Annotated in this window: 12 protein-coding genes; 6 read left to right on the forward strand and 6 right to left on the reverse strand. The window is 62.0% G+C overall.

Annotated features, from left to right (window positions below; genetic code table 11):
- Positions 1 to 146: 146 nt before the first annotated feature.
- The 3 genes from ACODSZ_RS03670 (at position 147) to ACODSZ_RS03680 (ending at position 4,635) form a co-directional block, all read left to right on the forward strand.
- Positions 147 to 1,646, forward strand: coding sequence for an efflux transporter outer membrane subunit (locus ACODSZ_RS03670; protein WP_488927059.1), 1,500 nt, complete (start codon positions 147 to 149; stop codon positions 1,644 to 1,646).
- Between the two features lie 143 nt (positions 1,647 to 1,789).
- Positions 1,790 to 3,016 carry an EmrA/EmrK family multidrug efflux transporter periplasmic adaptor subunit gene (locus tag ACODSZ_RS03675; protein ID WP_488927060.1) on the forward strand — a complete coding sequence of 409 codons (1,227 nt, stop codon included), beginning with the start codon at positions 1,790 to 1,792 and terminating at the stop codon, positions 3,014 to 3,016.
- 50 nt (positions 3,017 to 3,066) lie between these two features.
- Positions 3,067 to 4,635 (forward strand): DHA2 family efflux MFS transporter permease subunit, encoded by a 1,569-nt coding sequence (locus ACODSZ_RS03680; protein WP_488927061.1) that lies wholly within the window; start codon positions 3,067 to 3,069, stop codon positions 4,633 to 4,635.
- A 17-nt stretch (positions 4,636 to 4,652) separates the two neighbouring features.
- On the opposite strand, the gene ACODSZ_RS03685 is transcribed toward ACODSZ_RS03680, so the two are convergent.
- Positions 4,653 to 5,570 (reverse strand): LysR family transcriptional regulator, encoded by a 918-nt coding sequence (locus ACODSZ_RS03685; protein ID WP_488927062.1) that lies wholly within the window; start codon positions 5,568 to 5,570, stop codon positions 4,653 to 4,655.
- A gap of 112 nt (positions 5,571 to 5,682) precedes the next feature.
- On the opposite strand from ACODSZ_RS03685, the gene ACODSZ_RS03690 reads away from it, so the two are divergent.
- Positions 5,683 to 6,672 (forward strand): aldo/keto reductase, encoded by a 990-nt coding sequence (locus ACODSZ_RS03690; RefSeq protein ID WP_008329630.1) that lies wholly within the window; start codon positions 5,683 to 5,685, stop codon positions 6,670 to 6,672.
- Between the two features lie 45 nt (positions 6,673 to 6,717).
- Positions 6,718 to 7,641, forward strand: a complete 924-nt coding sequence (locus ACODSZ_RS03695) for a Gfo/Idh/MocA family protein (RefSeq protein ID WP_488927063.1) — start codon at positions 6,718 to 6,720, stop codon at positions 7,639 to 7,641.
- 569 nt (positions 7,642 to 8,210) lie between these two features.
- Here ACODSZ_RS03695 and ACODSZ_RS03700 read toward each other — a convergent pair.
- From ACODSZ_RS03700 to ACODSZ_RS03720, 5 genes are all read right to left on the reverse strand, one after another.
- Positions 8,211 to 8,849, reverse strand: a complete 639-nt coding sequence (locus ACODSZ_RS03700; protein WP_488927064.1) for a hypothetical protein — start codon at positions 8,847 to 8,849, stop codon at positions 8,211 to 8,213.
- Positions 8,846 to 9,367, reverse strand: coding sequence for a PAAR domain-containing protein (locus ACODSZ_RS03705; RefSeq protein ID WP_488927065.1), 522 nt, complete (start codon positions 9,365 to 9,367; stop codon positions 8,846 to 8,848). The genes ACODSZ_RS03700 and ACODSZ_RS03705 overlap by 4 nt, the downstream gene beginning before the upstream one ends.
- 258 nt (positions 9,368 to 9,625) lie before the next feature.
- A complete protein-coding gene (gene fghA / locus ACODSZ_RS03710; RefSeq protein ID WP_488927066.1) occupies positions 9,626 to 10,477 on the reverse strand; it encodes an S-formylglutathione hydrolase in 852 nt (283 codons plus the stop codon).
- A 10-nt stretch (positions 10,478 to 10,487) separates the two neighbouring features.
- A complete protein-coding gene (locus ACODSZ_RS03715) occupies positions 10,488 to 11,594 on the reverse strand; it encodes an S-(hydroxymethyl)glutathione dehydrogenase/class III alcohol dehydrogenase (RefSeq protein WP_013234687.1) in 1,107 nt (368 codons plus the stop codon).
- A 73-nt stretch (positions 11,595 to 11,667) separates the two neighbouring features.
- Positions 11,668 to 11,910 carry a hypothetical protein gene (locus tag ACODSZ_RS03720; protein WP_157174224.1) on the reverse strand — a complete coding sequence of 81 codons (243 nt, stop codon included), beginning with the start codon at positions 11,908 to 11,910 and terminating at the stop codon, positions 11,668 to 11,670.
- A gap of 322 nt (positions 11,911 to 12,232) precedes the next feature.
- Here ACODSZ_RS03720 and ACODSZ_RS03725 point away from each other — a divergent pair, with 322 nt between their 5' ends.
- A complete protein-coding gene (locus tag ACODSZ_RS03725; protein ID WP_488927067.1) occupies positions 12,233 to 15,436 on the forward strand; it encodes an EAL domain-containing protein in 3,204 nt (1,067 codons plus the stop codon).
- Positions 15,437 to 15,442: the final 6 nt, after the last annotated feature.

The raw sequence follows: 15,442 nt of genomic DNA on the forward strand, positions 1-15,442 counted from the left end.
GTACTCGTAAATCACTGCAAGCGCTTGCTGCGCCGTCTGCCCGGTCCGACGAGCCTGCGCGGGTGAGTGCCGGATGATTGGCACGGCACACCTCGCAAAACTCGAAAAACAACTCGTATCGCCAAATACTCTTCGTGGAGAATTCTATGCAACGCATCATCTCGCCCGCCTCCCGGCCGCGGGCGAAGGCGGCCAGCGCCCTGCTGGTGGCGCTGATCGGCGCCATCGGCCTGGCGGGCTGTGCCAGCTTCGAGGGCATCGGCAGCGACAAGCAGCTGGCCCGGGCAAGCGACTTCAGTACCGCGCGCAGCCTGTCCGATCCCAATCCCGGCGCCCCCGACGGGCAATGGCCGGGCAGTGACTGGGTACGTCAGTTTGGCGACGCCCAGCTCAACACCCTGATCGAGCAGGCCCTGGCCGCCAACCCCAGCCTGCAACAGGCGCGTGCACGCATCGGCGCGGCCGCCGCGCTGGCCGAGTCGCGCGGCGCCCCGCTGCTGCCGAACGTGGAGGCGCAAGCCTCGGTCATCCGCAACCAGTTCTCCAGCACCTCGATCTATCCGTCGCCTTATGGCGGCAACTGGTTCAACGAGAAAAAGGCCGGCCTCAATGTCGGCTACGAGCTCGATCTCTGGAACAAGAACCAGGCCGCCCTGGAACAGGCCATTTCCAGCGAAAAAGCCGCCCAGGCCAGCGAGCAGGAAGCGCGCCTGGCGCTGACCGCCTCGATCGTCTCGGTCTACAGCCAGCTGGCGGCCCAATACGCCCTGCAGGATATCCTGCAACGCACCGTGCAACAGCGCAGCGCCCTGGAAAGCATTACCGCCGAGCGCGTCAAGACCGGTCTGGACAGCCAGATCGAACGCAACCAGTCGCGCGCCAGCAGTGCCGACGCCCGCGCCCAGCTGGAGCAAAGCGCCGGCCAGATCGTCCTGCTGCGCCAGCAGCTCGGCACCCTGAGCGGCAAGGGTCCGGACCGTGGCCTGCAACTGGCACCGCCGTCGATGCAGAACCTGACCACGCCGGGCCTGCCGGCGGACCTGCCGCTGAACCTGCTGGGACGCCGCCCCGACATCGTCGCCGCGCGCTGGCAGGTGGAAGCCGCCAGCCGCGGCGTCGATGTCGCCAAGGCGCGCTTCTACCCGGACATCAACTTAAGCGCCATGATCGGCTTTGACAGCCTCATCGACAGCAACCCCTTCACCGCGGCCAGCAAGACCATCGCCTTCGGTCCGGCGCTCACGCTGCCAATCTTCGAGGGCGGCGCGCTGCGCGCCGGACTCAAGGGTGAATACGCCAACTACGAGCTGGCCGTGGCCACCTACAACAAGACCTTGAACGATGCCTATGCCGACGTGGCACGGCAGATCGCGGCGATCCACTCGATCGAGCGTCAGCTGCCGATCCGCCGCGAAGCCCTGCAGGCCGCCGAACGCGCCTACGACCTGGCGCGCGAACGTTATCGCCTGGGCCTGGTGTCGCAGCTGACCCTGCTGTCATCGGAAACCGGCGTCCTGGCCCAGCGCCAGTCACTGGTGGCCTTGCAAGCCCAGCGCCGCGACCAGCAGGTCGCTCTCTACAAGGCCCTGGGCGGCGGTTTCGATGCCCAGCAGGCCGGACTGGCCGCAGGACCGCCCTCGCACTGAACCTGTGCACCTGAGCACGCAAGCCATTGAATTGAACCCAGCCCGCCACCGGCTTCTCCACCCCGCCTGCCGGTGACCGGGACGGCCCCGCCTTCGCGGCAGGGCTGATCGACCGACTACAAAGAGATAGAACGGAGTCCTCCATGAGTGACAGCACCACCCAACAAAACCCGCAAGCCAACGGCAATGGCAACGGTAATGGCAAACGCAAGCGCCAGCTCATCGTGCTGACGCTGGCCTTGCTGCTCATTGCCGCTGCCTGCTTCCTGTACTGGTTCCTGCATGCGCGTTTTTATGAAGAGACCGATGACGCCTATGTCGGCGGCAACGTCATTCAGATCTCCGCCCAGGTCGGCGGTACCGTCGTGGCCGTGAAGGCCGACGACACGCAGGTGGTCAAGGCCGGTCAGCAACTGGTGACGCTGGATGCGGCCGATACCAGGCTGGCGCTGGACCAGGCCGAGGCCGCACTGGCCCAGGCGGTGCGCCAGACGCGCCAGCTGTTCCTGAACAATGACACCCTGGCCGCCAACGTGGCCGCTGCCGACAGCAACCTGGCCCGTGCCCGCGAGGACCTGCAGCGCCGCCAGGCCGGCCTGTCCTCCGGTGCGGTCTCGCAGGAAGACGTCTCGCACGCCCGCGATGCCGTCAAGAGCGCCGTGGCCGCGCTGGACCAGGCGCGTGCCGCCGCTGCGGCCAACCGTGCCCTGACCGATCACACCAGCGTGACCGAGCACCCCAACGTGCTGCAGGCTGCCACCGCCGTGCGCAATGCCTACCTGAACTACGCCCGTGTCAACATCGTGGCGCCGGTCTCAGGCTACGTCTCCAAGCGCTCGGTGCAGGTCGGCCAGCGTATCGCCGCCGGCAACCCGCTCATGGCCATCGTACCGCTGGAGCAGATCTGGATCGACGCCAACTTCAAGGAAGGCCAGTTGCAGCACATCCGCATCGGCCAGCCGGTGGAAGTGATCGCCGATGTCTACGGTTCCGGCGTCAAGTACAAGGGCACCGTGATCGGTTTCTCGGCCGGGACCGGTGGTGCCTTCTCGCTGTTGCCGGCGCAGAACGCCACCGGCAACTGGATCAAGGTGGTGCAGCGCGTACCGGTGCGCATTGCGCTGGACCCGGAACAGGTGCGCGCGCATCCGCTGCGCATCGGCCTGTCCACGACCGCCACGGTAGACATCCATGGCGATGGCCGCGCGCTGGAAGCGGTGCCGACCGATTACCAGACCAAGGTCTATGACGATCTGGGCAAACAGGCCGATGCCATCGTCGAGCGCATCATCAGCGACAACGCCGGCGCACTGGCGCAGGCGCGCAAGGGCAAGGCCGCCGCCGCAGCGGTGGCGGTGCCGCACACCTGAGGCGATGCCGCTGTCCTCATCAGACCTCCACCGGACAATGATCAAGCCTTATGGCCACTACTCCCCCCAAACCCTACACGCCGCCGCCACCGCTGAGCGGCGCCAACCTGGTGCTGGGCACCCTGTCGGTGTCGCTGGCGGTGTTCATGAACGTGCTGGATTCCTCCATTGCCAACGTCGCCATCCCGACCATCTCGGGCAACCTGGGTGTGTCGATCGATGAAGGCACCTGGGTCATCACCTCGTTTGCCGCCGCCAATGCCATCTCGATTCCGCTGACCGGATGGCTCACGCAGCGCCTGGGCGCGGTGCGCCTGTTCGTGACTTCGGTGCTGCTGTTCGTGCTGGCCTCCTGGCTGTGCGGACTGGCGCCCACCCTTCCCATCCTGCTGGCCGCACGCGTGCTGCAGGGTCTGGTGGCCGGCCCCATGGTGCCGCTGTCGCAATCGCTGCTGCTGGGGGCCTACCCCAAATCGAAATCCTCCTTTGCGCTGGCACTGTGGGGCATGACGGCCGTGGTGGCGCCCGTGGCCGGGCCGGCACTGGGCGGCTGGATTACCGACAGCTACACCTGGCCGTGGATCTTCTACATCAACATCCCCGTGGGTCTGATCGCGGCCGGCATCACGCTGGCGATCTACCGCTCGCGCGAGACGCCGACCCACCATCTGCCCATCGACAAGATCGGCCTGGCACTGCTGGTGACCTGGGTCGCGGCCTTCCAGATCATGCTCGACAAGGGCAAGGACCTGGACTGGTTTGCCTCACCCACCATCGTCACGCTGGGCATCATCGCGCTGGTCGCCTTTGCCTACTTCGTGGTGTGGGAGCTCAACAATGACCACCCGGTGGTGGACCTGCGTCTGTTTGGACGGCGCAACTTCGCCGGCGGCACCATCGCCATTTCCATCGGCTATGGCGTGTTCTTCGGCAACCTGGTGATCCTGCCGCAATGGCTGCAGCAATATCTGGGCTATCGCTCCATCGATTCGGGTCTGTCGACCGCTCCCATCGGCATCTTCGCGGTGATCCTGATGCCGCTGATCGGGCGCTTCCTGCCGCTGGTGGATGCCCGCAAGGTGGCCACGGCGTCCTTCATCGGCTTTGCCATCGTGTTCTGGTTGCGCTCGCGCTACAACCTGCAGGTAGACCAGATGACGGTGATCCTGCCCACGCTGCTGCAGGGGATTCCGACGGCGATGTTCTTCGTTCCGCTGACGGTGCTGCTGCTGTCCGGCCTGCCGCCGGAGCGCATCCCGGCCGCCGCCGGGCTGTCGTCCTTCGTGCGGGTATTCTGCGGTGCGGTCGGCACCTCGATCTCGACCACGGCCTGGAACAACCGCAGCATCATGCACCACGCCCAGTTGACCGAACATGCGACACCCTACAGTCCCTGGCTGCAGGAAAGCCTCAACAACATAAGCAGCACCCTGGGGCTCAACGCCGAGCAGAGCGTGGGCATGCTGGAGCGGACCATCACCTTCCAGGCGGCCATGCTGGGCATCAATGACATCTTCTATGTCTCGGCCGTGATCTTCATCGTCATCATCCCGCTGATCTGGATCATCAAGCCATCCAAGGGCGGTGCCGGTGCCGCCGAAGCCTCGGCGGCGCACTGACGCGGCACCTGTGGCGGCTACCGCAGTCGTGACAGGCCGTTCTGCAACCGGATGATGTCGATCAGCTTGCGCAAGGCCGGATGCGCATGGCGCCGGCTGCTGTAGTACATGTGGAAAGGCTCGCTGGGGGCCGCCCATTCTTCCAGGATGGCTTCCAGCGAACCTTCGTCGATTTCCTTGCTGATCCTTCCCTCCAACAGATAGGCGATACCGACCCCGGCCTTGGCCGCCGCGATGGTGGCGGCGGTATTGTTGATCGTCACCAGGCCCGGCACGCGGATGCGCTGCCGATACCTTCCCTTGCCAAATTCCCACTGATAGCTGGAGTTGTCCCCCAGCAGCAATTGCAGGCAGGTGTGCTGCTGCAGATCCTCCAGCGTCAGGGGCCGTCCATGCCGATCCAGATACGCGGGCGAAGCCGCTGCCACCCAGCGATGCGCGCGGGTGAGCGGCGCAGTCACCATGCCTTCCGGCACGTAATGGCCATAGCGAATCCCGGCGTCATAGCCTTCGCTGACGATGTCGATGGGCTTGTCATCGACCACGATGGTGAGCTTGACCCGGGGGCATTGCCGCACGAACTCGGGAATGGCCGGTTCGATCAGCAGATGGGCCGCGTCCGCAAAGACGTTGATGCGCAACTCCCCCAGGCTGCCTTCTGCCGAGCTTTCCAGGTGACCCAGCGCCCGGGCGATCTGTTCAAAGCCCTCCTCCAGTCGGGCGGCCAGTTCGCTACCCGCCGCCGTGGGCGAGATCGCACGACTGGAGCGGTACAGCAGCTGTGTGCAGAGCCGCTCCTCCAGCCGCTTCATGGCATGGCTGGTGGCCGAGGGCGTCAGGCCGAGCTGGATCGCGGCGGCCTTGAAGCTGCCGGTGCGCAGGATGGTGACGAAGATCCGCAGATCGGAAAATTCGATATGGTCGAGGAGGGACATGGATGAATTGAAATCACTTCAGGAATGAATCTGGCTCATCTTAAACCAAGCGCCCTCGCGCGTGGTGCGCGGTATAAATACGGTTTTCAACATGCTCGCAAGGAGTACGCACATGAAATCAAGACGCTTTGGCCGCACCGGCGCAGAAGTCTCGGAAATCGGATTTGGTGCCTGGGCCATCGGTGGCTCCTGGGGCGATGTCTCGGCACAGGATGCCAAGGCCGCACTGCACGCAGCACTGGATGCTGGCGTGACATTCATCGATACAGCCGACGTCTATGGCGATGGCCGCTCCGAGCAGCTCATCGCGCAGGTATTGAAGGAACGCGGCGGCGCACGTCCGTTCGTGGCCACCAAGGCCGGCCGCCGCCTCTCGCCGCATGTGGCCAGCGGCTACAACAACAAGGACAATCTCACCGCCTTCGTCGACCGTTCGCTCAAGAACCTGGAGGTGGATTGCCTGGACCTGGTGCAACTGCACTGCCCGCCCACCGAGGTGTATTACCAGCAGGAAGTGTTCGCCCATATGGATGAGCTGGTGGCGGCCGGCAAGATCGCTCATTACGGCGTCTCGGTGGAGAAGGTGGAAGAAGCTCTCAAGGCCATCGAATATCCGAACGTGAAATCGGTGCAGATCATCTTCAACATCTTCCGCCAGCGCCCCATCGGCCTGTTCCTGCAGGAAGCGCAGCGCCGCGACATCGCCGTGATCGCCCGCGTGCCGCTGGCCTCGGGCCTGCTGACCGGCAAGATGAATGCGCAGACCACCTTTGCTGCCGACGACCATCGGCAGTTCAACCGTCATGGCGAAGCCTTCGATGTCGGCGAGACCTTCTCGGGCGTGCCGTATGACGTCGCGCTGGCCGCCGTGGAGAAGATCCGTGCGTTGCTGCCGCCGGGTGTTCCCATGGCGCAATTCGCGCTGCGCTGGATCCTGATGGAAAGCGGCATCAGCACCGTCATCCCCGGTGCGCGCAACGTCGCGCAGGCGCAGTCCAACAGTGCTGCCAGCGACTTGCCGCCGCTGACCGACGAGGTGATGCAGGCATTGCGCGAACTCTATCTGCACGACATTGCACCGCATGTCCATCAACGCTGGTAATCTGTGGCCCCTCCCCTCATGTCACCAATAACAAGCAAGGACACCATGACACCCATCCAGCTAGCCATCGCCGGCGTCGGCAAGATCGTTTATGACCAGCATGCTCCGGCCATTGCCGGCAATGCTGATTTCAAGCTGGTCGCCACGGCCAGTCGCAACCACAGCATCGAGGGCGTGACGGCCTACAAGAGCATGGCCGAGATGCTGGCCTCGGGCACGGTCATCGACGCCATCTCCCTGTGCATGCCGCCGCAGTACCGCTATGAAGCCGCACGCGAAGCGCTGGGGGCAGGCAAGCACGTCTTCCTGGAAAAGCCGCCCGGCGCCACGCTTTCCGAAGTCGAGTCGCTGAAGCACCTGGCGGCGGAAAAAGGCGTGACCCTGTTCGCCAGCTGGCACTCGCGCCATGCGCCGGCGGTGCAGGTGGTCAAGCGTCATTTGCAGGAACATGCACCGCGCCAGGTCAAGGTGATCTGGCGTGAAGATGTGCGCCACTGGCACCCGGACCAGGAATGGATCTGGCAACCGGGCGGCCTGGGCGTGTTCGATCCGGGCATCAATGCCTTGTCGATCGTCACCGAGATCCTGCCGCAGGCGATGTTCCTGAAGCAGGCCACGCTGGAAGTGCCGTCCAACCGCCAGACCCCGATTGCCGCGCGCCTGGGCTTTACCGATGCGCTGGGCACCGATGTGCAGGCCGACTTCGACTGGCGCCAGACGGGTGAGCAGACTTGGGATATCGTCATCGAGACCGACAGCACCCGGGTCCACCTGAAAAAGGGCGGACATGAACTTTGGATCAACGATAAGCCGTGCGCGCTGCCGGTGGAGGGGGAGTATCCCTCGCTGTATGCACATTTCTGCCAATTGATCCGTAGCGGATCGTCCGATGTGGATGTGGCGCCACTGCGGCATGTGGCCGATGCGTTCATGCTGGGGGAGCATGTGGTGACGGACGCGTTCGTCTGATGACGCGCACGCGGCGTCGAGCTGCATCGATTCAGAAAAATCGGCCCCCTCGGGCCGATTTTTCCGCTTTGAAACGCTGAATCAATCCACTACCCCATCGAAAAAAAATAACCTCCCCTTCTTGGCCGTCTCCAACAGATAGCCATATCTGGCCTTCTGGAAACTGCCACTGCGACCGATACCGTCGAAGTGATCGCTGACGCACAGATACTGCTTGCCCCTCTCCCGGATCAGGGACCAATCTGCCAGCGCAACCTGGATCGTCTGTCCTGCTCTGGTCCTTGTCTGCGGCAAGGCGGTCGCTCCCCGCAGTGGGTGGAGTAAGCCGCGATAGACCAGCGCATCGCCTCTTAGAGACCGGGCCACTCCGATCACCAAGCCACGAAACAAAAGATACTCGGCCTGGTAACCGGGTCGGTAATTGTCCTCGAGATAGATTTCACGGGTTTCGATGGAAGTAAGCGACGCTCCGCCAAGGGAAGTGGCTGAGAGGCAGCTTCTGACGGCACCCTCGGAGGGAGCGGCGAGCACTCGCGTCGATAGCACGAACAAAACCAATAAGCAGTGCCTCACTTGTACTCCTTAGCTTTCGTATGCTTCAAATAGGCGGCATCTTGCTTCCAGAAGATGGTTCCGCCATGCGCAGCGGTTGACACATAGATATGGTCATAACGATAAACCTCTTGTTTCTCGATCTTGATTTCACCGTTGATCTTCTTTTTTACCGTCTTGTACTTGATGACCAGCCTTGAAGACTCCTTGATGGAATAAATGTTATGAGAAGGCTGCCCAAAGCGGATACCATTTTTTACTTTGAAATGCTTCACATAGTTGCTGCTGATATCTTCGCCGTCCCAAAACCAAGCACCATTGGACTTGTCAGGCCCATCTGCCAAAGCATTTTCGGCTGCTTCAACAGCCGTCTTCATTGCCGAATCTGACAAAATCTGCGTGTCCGTAGAGCGTCGGAAATGTTGATATCGTTTATTGCCATCATTGACAACGAAACTGAAACTTGCTTCTCCGCGAACAAACGCCTCCATTGATGAATATCCTCTGGCGTCTCTTTGCCTTTTTAATACGCTGGCAAGGGCATATATTTCATCTGCGTTATTTTGGGTGGAAGCCTCTCCATAGGCCATCGCAGCGAGCAATCGGACCTGTGGCTCTATCGGCTTCACGGCAGGCTCTGGGATGTCCTTTGTCATGGCATGTCCTTGGCGGCATGTTCTGACTCGCCAGCCAACCACATGACCATGCCTGATGAATCACCTGCAAAGGAAACACTCCTCCCCCCAAGAAAATGGCACGCCTGGGCAACGATTTTCTCTTGCTGATAAACGTCGAAAAGGTAGCCTTCTACCGGGTTTCCCTCGTCGTTTTCCAGGCTATACCAATGTTCAATAACCTCTTCATCATATTTTTCGGTGGCTCGCAAGGGAGCGACAACAGGACTTGCGCTGACACCGATGAGAAAAGCACTCTGGCTGGCCAGCAGCTCCGCCCCACAGGCTGTCTTCATACCAGCCACTGCAACAGGGTTTCCCCCACATCTGAAATGTTGGACACCCTGCACAATGGCATAGCTGCCTTTGCAGCGTGGGCAATACACCATATGTCCAACTAACGCAGCAGGCAGGCCGAGTACCTTAAACGAGACAAGTCCTTCGAGAACCGTACCGCCGTGCGACGTCGAGTCTCCTTTTCGAATGATTGCTGATGACATGCTTTCTCCTCTGAAAACGGAGAAGGTAAGCGGCCACCACTGATCGACCCATCGTCAAATGACGATTTCTCGGCAACATAATCATGGCCAGCTATTGCTGCGCCGTGCTGGCAAAACAAGGAAGTAGCTATTCACAATCTTTCAAAAAGATGAGGCTGTTGGCTGACCAACAGCAAGAAAAGCTGAGCAAAAAAAAGAGGACTGCCGACACTGATCGCAGTCCCCTTGCTCAAACCCGGCTGCACCCTTACAAGGGCTTCAAGCCATCAAATTCGCATGATGGAAGCGCAAATGATCTTCCACAAAACTCTCGATGAAGTAATACCCGTGGTCATACCCCGCATGCCGGCGCAAGCTCAGCGGCTGTGAGGCTTCCTTGCAGGCCGCTTCGAAACGTTCCGGCTGCAGCTGCTCGATCAGGAATTTGTCGGCCAGCCCCTGGTCGATCAGGATGCCCTGCGGGAACGGCGCATAGAGCTTGCCCATCAGTTCGCTGGCATCATGCTCCTTCCAGCTTTCCTGATCCGGGCCCAGATAATTGCCGAAAGCCTTCTGGCCCCAAGGGCAGTGGATCGGCGCGGCAATCGGGGCAAAGGCCGACACCGAGCGGTATAGCTCGCGGTGGCGCAAGGCCAGCGTGAGCGCTCCATGCCCCCCCATGGAGTGACCGAAAATGCCCATGCGCTGCCCGTCAGCCGGGAAGTTCTCCAGCACGGCGCGACGCAAGTCCTCCACCACATAGCTCTCCATGCGGTAATGCCCGGACCACGGCGCCTGCGTGGCATCGAGGTAGAAACCGGCACCGATGCCAAAGTCCCAGCTGTCGCTTTCGCCGGCAATGCCGGCACCACGCGGGCTGGTGTCGCAAGTCACCAGGATCAGGCCCAGTTGCGCCGCCACGCGTTGCGCACCGGCCTTGATCATGAAGGTTTCTTCGGTACAGGTCAGCCCCGCCAGATAGAACAGCACCGGCAGCTTGCCTCCGCCCTGCCCGCCCTGGGACGGGACGAATACCGAAAAACGCATATCCAGGCCGATGGCCGGCGAAGCATGGCGATAGAAGCCCTGTACGCCGCCAAAACAGCCGTGCTCGGAGAGAGTCTCCAGCATCGCGCCCTCCTCAGAACTCGACCACGGAGCGGATCGACTCGCCGCTCTTCATCAGGTCAAAACCTTCATTGATGCGCTCCAGCGGCAATTTGTGCGTGATCAGGTCATCGATGTTGAGCTTGCCTTCCATGTACCAGTCGACAATCTTGGGCACGTCGGTGCGGCCACGCGCGCCACCGAAGGCCGAGCCCTTCCAGACGCGGCCGGTCACCAGCTGGAACGGACGAGTGGAAATCTCCTGGCCGGCTGCGGCCACGCCGATGATGATGGACTGGCCCCAGCCCTTGTGGCAGCACTCCAGCGACTGGCGCATGGTGGTGGTGTTGCCGATGCACTCGAAACTGTAGTCGGCGCCGCCATCGGTCATGCCGATGATGGCATCGACCACGTTGGGCACGTCCTTGGGATTGATGAAGTCGGTCATGCCGAACTTGCGCGCCATGGCTTCACGTGCCGGGTTCAGGTCCACGCCGATGATCTTGTTGGCGCCCACCATCTTGGCCGCCTGGATGACGTTCAAGCCAATGCCGCCCAAACCGAACACCACCACGTTGGCCCCCGCTTCCACCTTGGCGGTAAACAGCACCGCGCCCACGCCGGTGGTCACGCCACAGCCGATGTAGCAGACCTTGTCAAAGGGCGCATCCGAACGGATCTTGGCCAGCGCGATTTCAGGCACGACGATGTAGTTCGAGAAGGTCGAGGTACCCATGTAGTGGAACAGCGGCTTGCCGTCCAGCGAGAAGCGGCTGGTGGCATCGGGCATCAGGCCACGGCCCTGGGTGGCACGGATGGCCTGGCACAGGTTGGTCTTCTGCGACAGGCAGAACTTGCACTCGCGGCATTCCGGCGTATACAGGGGAATGACGTGGTCATCCTTCTTGAGCGACTTCACGCCCGGACCGACGTCGACCACCACGCCCGCTCCTTCATGGCCGAGAATGGCCGGGAAGATACCCTCCGGATCAGCGCCCGAGAGCGTGTAATAGTCGGTATGGCAGATGCCGGTGGCCTTGATCTCGACCAGAACCTCGCCAGCCTTGGGGCCGCCGAGCTCGACTTCCTCGATGGTCAAGGGCTTGCCTGCCTGCCATGCTACCGCTGCTCTTGTCTTCATAGGGATGGGTCCTTTGCGTGATGATTGATGTAAGACGTCCCCGACCGGCAATGCCGCGCTTGGTCAGGGATATTCAGTAAAACTGTGATGCCTGTGAAACTTCTGGCTGGGCAGTATTATCGCATTGCAAACGGAAAACCATGCGCCGGGCTTTACATCCTTCATGTTGATGCCATAACTGGTGAAAATTTCCATTTGACATGAAAATCACGCTGTCGCGTTGCAGCGAGGTTGCGGGCAGGATGACAAAGGCTTGGGCTTGCGGTAAGGTTGCTACAGAACAAACGATGAGGGTGGTCAGGATATCGCCATCCATCAGCGCACAACAAGTACACGAAGCAAGGACAAGCGCCAACAAAGCGCAGCAGGACACGAGATGGCATACTGACATCTCGCGTATCACGAAGTGGGGGCATCCACGTAATTCTGGCGTAAGCGCGTTCATACCGGGTGAACGGCTGCGGCTTGCTGCATTGACATGCGCTGTACGTCACGGCCCTGTCAGTGCCGGCCGTTGCGCTGGCGCGAACGCGCCAATTGCGTGCGAGGGCTGTCGACACGGTCGTCCGGCATCTTTCCGGGCCAAGGGATGTGCAGCGATGCGCTGCCTAACGACAGGTAATGTGATAGTTGGTCACATGGGAAAACAGAACAAATCGCCAGGGCGCCCAGGCACCACCCTGAAGACCTTGCTGCTGTTCGTGGGCTTCGTCGGGTCATTCATTGTCGTGCAGACCTGGTGGGAGATCCGCCAGGACCGCCAGCTGACCATCGACGCCGAGCGCGCCAGCTCGATGGCGGCCGTGCGCAGCGTGCAGGAACAGGCCGAACGTGTCTTCAGCGAGCTCGACCAGTTGCTCTGGTCCGGTGCCAGGCAGGTCCAGGCCGCCGGCCCCGATCTGCTGGACAACGACCCGGCCCTGTATCGCCTGCTGGCTGACTTGCAGCAGCGCCTGCCCACCGTGATGGTGCTGCGCTACATCGACCGCAACGGCAACACGCGCGCCAGCTCCCTGCGAGCCCTCGATACCACCAGCATCCCGGAAGATCACAAGCTCACCCATGTGGATGGCAACCCGACCCGGCCCGCTCTGTTCGTCGGCCAGCTCATGCGCAGCCGCTACAACCGCGAGCTGGTGCTGCCGGTGGCCATGAATCTCTACGATCGCAGTTCACGACCGATCGGGTTACTGGTGGCGGAACTGAAGGCATCGACCTTCTTCGACTTCTACAAGCGCATCACCAATTTCGAGGCCATCGTCTCGCTGCGCACGGAGAGCGGCTCGATGATGCTGCGCTCGCCCTTCGAGGAACGCTGGCTCAGCGTCAGCCTGGCCGATGCCAGGAGCATGGCGCGCATCCGCGCCGGGGCCGAGGAAGGCGCGTTCGAGGAGATTTCGTATCTGACCGGCGAACCGCTGCTGTTCTCCTACAAACGGCTGGACAAATGGTCGCTGGTGGCAGTCTATGCGCGCCGCATGGAAGACGTGCTGGCGCCCTGGCGCAGCCGTACCGAAAATCGCATCCTGCTGACGACCGGCATCCTGGGTTTCATCCTCATCGCGTTGATTGCCTTCCTGGTGTATTTCCGCTATCAGCGCCGCCTGGATCACGCGCTGTCCTCCAGCGAATACCGCTACCGCAAGCTCTACGAGGAAGGCAGCGATCCCATCGTGCTGATTTCGTCCGAGCTGCGCTATCTGGACTGCAATGCGGCGGCGCTGCGCTTTTTCGGGGTACCGGACAAGGAACGCATCATCGGCCGCAAGGTCGGCCTGTTCTCGCGCCAGAAGGCGCGCCAGGCGGACCAGCCGGATATCGACGAACTGGTCGGCCGGGTACTGGCCGGCCAGCCGCAGCAGTTCGAGTGGGTGACGGTCCGCCGCAACAAGATCATCCATACCGACGTCACCCTCAATCGCGCGCAATTCGAGCGCGGCTATGCGATCTTCGCCATCCTGCGCGACATCAGCGCCCGCAAACGCGCCGAGCTGCTGCAAAGCGAACAGAACCGTGTCCTGCACATGGTGATGGCCGATGACGACCTCGATGGCATCCTGCACGAGATCGTCGGCTTTGCCGATGCCCAGATTCCTTACGGAGCCAGTTGCGTCATGCTGGTCAATGAACAGGCCTCGCACTTCACCTCGGTGCTCAGCCGCCGCTACCCGCCGCGTCTGCTGCGTGCCCTGCAGGGTATGCCGATCCGTCATGGCTGCGGGGTCGGCGCCGAGGCGGCCCTGCGGCGCGGTCCCTGCATCGTCACCGATATCGCACGCGATCCGGTGACCGAACATCTGCGGGTGCTCATCGATGTGGAGGTCTACCCGTCCTGCGGTGCCTGGCCCATCATCGGCAAGGAAGGCCAGTTGCTGGGCGTGTTCGCCGCCCTGCTCAAGGAAAACCAGGCTCCCAGCAACGAATACCTGCAACTGGCCAACATCGCCGCCGACCTCGCCAGCGTGGCCATCGAGAGTCGTCGCGCCGACGAACGCATCCGCCACCTGGCGCACTACGATGAGCTCACCGGCCTTCCCAACCGCTTCCTGTGCACCCAGCACGTCTCCAACGCCATCACCCACGCCGAGCACCGCAACGGCATGGTGGCGGTGCTGCTGATGGACCTGGACCGCTTCAAGAACATCAACGATACCTTCGGCCACGAGGCCGGCGAGGCGGTGCTGCAGGAAATCGCCCAGCGCTTTCGCAACGCGCTGCGCGAACTGGATATCCTGGCGCGCGTGGGCGGGGATGAATTCATCGTGCTGGTGGATGACTTCGACGATCCGCTGCAACTGGGCGAGATCGCCCAGAAGCTGCTGACCGAGGCGCGCAAGCCTTTCATCATCGATGGGCAGGAAGCCATGCTCTCGGCCAGCATCGGCATCGCCACCTATCCCGGCGATGGCGACAATGCGCAGACCCTGATCAAGAACGCCGATATCGCCATGTACCGCGCCAAGCACCATGGCAAGGATGACTATCGCTTCTTCTCCGACGAGGTCAACACCAATACGGTCGAGCGCATCGCGCTGGAGGCCGAGCTGCGCCGCGCCATCGAGCGCGCCGAGTTCGTGGTGCACTACCAGCCCAAGATCAACCTGGCCAGCGGCGGCATTGTCGGCGCCGAGGCACTGGTGCGCTGGCAGCATCCGGTGCGTGGCCTGCTGCCACCAGGCGAATTCATACCGCTGGCCGAAGAAACCCGGCTGATCGACCAGATCGGCCTGGTGGTGCTGGACGTGGCCTGCCACGACATCGGCCTGATGCTGGAACGCGACCTGGTGTGCGGACGCATCTCCATCAACCTCACCGGCAGCCAGTTCGGCGATGAACACCTGCTGGAAGACATCAAGACCGTGGTCCAGCGCCACGGAACACCGCCGGCCTGCCTGGAGTTCGAGATCACCGAGAGCATGGTGATGCACAACCGCGATCGTGCCATTGCCATCATGGATGGCATCCGTGCAGAAGGCTTCACCATTTCGATCGATGACTTCGGTACCGGATATTCATCGCTGGCCTATCTGAAGCGCTTCCCGGTCAATACGCTGAAGATCGACAAATCCTTCATCAACGACATTCCCGACGATGCCAACAGCAGCGCCATCGTACAGGCCATCATCGCCATGAGCCATGCGCTGAACCTGAAGGTGGTGACCGAAGGCGTGGAGACCGAGAAGCAGTTGCAGGCCCTGCGCGAATTTGGCTCGGATGAATACCAGGGCTATTACTTCAGCAAGCCGGTGCCCTATACGCAGTTCCTGCAGATGCTGCTGGCACAGCAGCAGGCCGCACGCCAGGCCAGCCAGATGCTGATGACCGCGGGCGATCCGCCCTGAGCGCCG

The sequence above is a fragment of the Herbaspirillum sp. FG34 genome (genome assembly GCF_057809315.1).